Source organism: Candidatus Protofrankia californiensis, from assembly GCF_900634765.1.
GTDB lineage: Bacteria > Actinomycetota > Actinomycetes > Frankiales > Frankiaceae > Protofrankia > Protofrankia californiensis.
The window spans coordinates 3102-6192 of sequence record NZ_CAAAFT010000213.1 but is presented as its reverse complement, the minus strand read 5'-3'; the positions used below and the strand labels follow the sequence as shown (position 1 = coordinate 6192).

General features: G+C 62.7%; 2 protein-coding genes and 1 pseudogene. All 3 read right to left on the bottom strand.

The window, feature by feature from the left end; translation table 11 throughout:
* Nucleotides 1-155: 155 nt before the first annotated feature.
* Nucleotides 156-1280, bottom strand: a complete 1125-nt coding sequence (locus DD1DGNOD_RS11625; protein ID WP_241255663.1) for an acyl-CoA dehydrogenase family protein — start codon at nt 1278-1280, stop codon at nt 156-158.
* A 99-nt stretch (nt 1281-1379) separates the two neighbouring features.
* Entirely contained in the window at nt 1380-2270 is an 891-nt protein-coding gene (locus tag DD1DGNOD_RS11620; protein ID WP_131770107.1) for an LLM class F420-dependent oxidoreductase, read from the bottom strand.
* Nucleotides 2271-2353: 83 nt separating this feature from the next.
* Nucleotides 2354-3091, bottom strand: a pseudogene (locus tag DD1DGNOD_RS11615) (acetoacetate--CoA ligase); the annotation flags it as partial.

Genomic DNA, 3091 nt, shown 5'->3' with positions numbered 1-3091 from the left:
ACCGGGAACAGTTCGGCGAGGCAACGCGCCAGGAACGAACACTACCATTTTGTGCGCCGGATAACATCTCCCAGCAGGTCCGCGCGAGGGTCAGCCGCAATGGCCTTGCTTTATCGTTACCGCTCCTGCTCGGAACGTGGTTGGTCTCTTGCCGGTCAGAGGGAGCGGGCGATGAGCTCCTTCATGATTTCGTTGGTGCCACCGTAGATCTTCTGAACGCGCGCGGCGGCGTACATTCGGGCGATGGGGTACTCGGTCATGTAGCCGTAGCCGCCGAAGATCTGCAGGCAGCGGTCGACGATCTCGCACTCCTTGTCGGTGGCCAGGTACTTGGCCATGGATGCGGTTGCGCCGTCGAGCCGGCCGGCCACATGCTCGGCGATACAGTGGTCGATGAAGGTACGCAGCGCCAGTGCCTCGGTACGGCACTCGGCGAGCACGAACCGGGTGTTCTGGAACTCCAGAAGCGTCCTGCCGAACGCCGTGCGCACCTTGGCGTAGGCGATGGCCAGGTCGACGGCGTGTTCGGCGGCGGCTGCGGCCTGCACCGCGATGGACAACCGTTCCTGCGGCAGCTGCCGCATCAGCTGCACGAATCCTTGCCCCTCCTGGTCGCCGAGCAGGTTCTCCGCCGGCACCCGCATGTCGGTGAAGGCCAGCTCGCGGGTGTCGGTGCCCATCGCGCCGATCTTCTGCAGCACCCGGCCGCGTTCGAACCCGTCAAGGTCGCACGTTTCGGCGACGATCAAGGACAGGCCCTTGCTGCCGGGGGCGTCGGAGGTGCGAGCGACGATAATCACCAGGTCGCAGTGGGTGCCGTTGGTGATGAACGTCTTCGCACCGTTAATTACGTAGTGGTCGCCGTCACGGCGTGCGGTGGTGCGCACCGCCTGCAGGTCGCTGCCGGTGCCGGGCTCGGTCATCGCGATCGCGCCGACGAACTCGCCGGAGGCCAGTTTGGGCAGCCAGCGCTGCTTCCGCTCGTGGCTGCCGTAGGCGTTGATGTAGTGCGCGACGATCGGGCTGTGCACCTGGTAGGACCAGCAGTCGTCGGCGATGTAGCCCTGCTCGCGCAACACCACAGCCTCGTGCGCGAACGTACCGCCACCGCCGCCGTACTCGGTGGGGCAGCTGATGCACAGCAGGCCGATCTCGCCGGCCTTGTTCCAGAACTCGCGGTCGACCGCGTGCTGCTCGGTCCACCGCTCGTGGTTGGGTTCAGATTCCTTGGCCAGGAAGGTGCGGGTGAGGTCTTGGAGCTGTTCAAGCTCCTCGGTCATCCACGGTGATCGGTAGGTCATCAGCGTCCCCTTCATGTCAGGAGCCGGAGTGCGACGGTCCTTTGAGGGGTTGAACTGAACAGCTCAACGCCGCATAGGTTATGCCAGCTGAACTTGCTCGTGCGCAGGCTCGGATATCAGCTCGGCGGCCAACTCCTCGATCTCAGCCAGCATCCCGTCGTTGTCCATTGCCTTGATCCAGACGATGACGCGGTTGCATCCGATCTTCTCCAGCGCGCGGTGGTCCTCGGTGTTCCTGAACTGCCCCGCGAGGCCGACCACGGTGAAGTCGATCGTCGCCGGGTCACGCCCACTGTCCTCGGCGACCTGCTTGATCCGCGCCACACCCTCAGCAAACTCGTCGATGCTCTGGACGAGTGGCATCCAACCGTCAGCCCATTCCACGACACGCCTGTGCGAGCGAGGGTTGGCGATGGCGCCCAAGAGGAGCGGCGGGTGTGGCCTTTGGACCGGCTTCGGGAGAGCACGCACCGCGGGAAAGTCGACATAGCGGCCGTGGTACTCCGAGGGATCGTCCCGCCAGAGCACCTTCATCGCCGCCACGTGGTCCTTGATCTGCGTCCAGCGGTGATCGAAGTCCCCGCCCATGATCGTGCACTCCTCGGGGCTCCAGCCCCCGCCGATCCCCACGAGGACCCGTCCGCCGCTCATGTTGTCGAGCGAGGCGATCTGCTTCGCGAGCAGGAGCGGATTGCGCTCGGCGACCAGGCAGATACCTGTCCCGAGCTTGAGTCGTGTGGTTACCGCCGAGGCGCGTGCCAGGGCGATGAGCGGGTCGGCGCAGCGAAAGACATACTCCGGTTCCTCCCCGCCCGGAGGTGTCGCAGGGTAAAGGACCGCTCGATCGACCGGGATGATCGTGTGGTCAGGCAGCCAGTACGACTCAAAGCCTAACTCCTCGGCCCGTTTTGCCACCACCGCTGGATCGCTGTCGTGGCTGGCGTTGATGTGGAAGAGCCCTACGTCCATCTCGCCTCCTCGTTTTCGTTGAAGTGCCCATCATTTCCCGAACACCGAATTAGAACACTATAACAGGCAGAGCTCCGGTGGGATCAAAACGTATAGTCGCGGCGTTCCCGGCCAAAACGGATGTAGTAATCCAAAGCCTCCGGCCGGGCCATTGAATCCCGGTTGGCGACCTTTTCTGGTGCAACACCAAGTAGCAGTTTGCGCACCGGCACCTCCATCTTCTTTCCGGTCAGAGTGTAGGGAATCATTTCCACGGCATAGATGCGGTCCGGCACGTGGCGAGGTGAATACTCGCTGCGAAGGCGGTCACAGATATTTTGTTCCATCACCTTGTCGAGCACGAAGCCTGGCTTCAGCTTCACGAACAGCGGCATGAAGAAACGCCCGTCCGACAGATTCAAACAGACAATCAAGCTATCGTCCACGCCTTCCAATGCCTCGACCGAACGATAGATTTCGGCTGTGCCGATACGCACGCCGAAGCGATTGAGGGTCGAGTCCGAGCGCCCATATATGTAGCAGCCGCCACGCGAATTAATCTTCAGGTAATCCCCGTGCCGCCACTTGTCTGGAAAGACCTCGAAGTAGGATTCGCGGTAACGTTGGTTGTCTGGATCGTTCCAGAAATATAGGGGCATCGAAGGCATCGGCTGGCCGACAACCAGCTCGCCGACCTCGTCGATGAGCGGCTCGCCCGCGTCATTATAGGCCTGGACATCCACCCCCAGCATCGGCGTCTGAATTTCACCGGCGTAGACCGGCAGAGTCGGCGATGCGCCGACGAAACCGGACGCCACATCAGTGCCGCCGCTCTGAGAGGT

Excerpts from the sequence above, each read along its gene's own strand:
- DD1DGNOD_RS11625 (WP_241255663.1), bottom strand. The coding sequence starts at position 1,280 with ATGACCGAGGAGCTTGAACAGCTCCAAGACCTCACCCGCACCTTCCTG.
- DD1DGNOD_RS11620 (WP_131770107.1), bottom strand. The coding sequence starts at position 2,270 with ATGGACGTAGGGCTCTTCCACATCAACGCCAGCCACGACAGCGATCCA.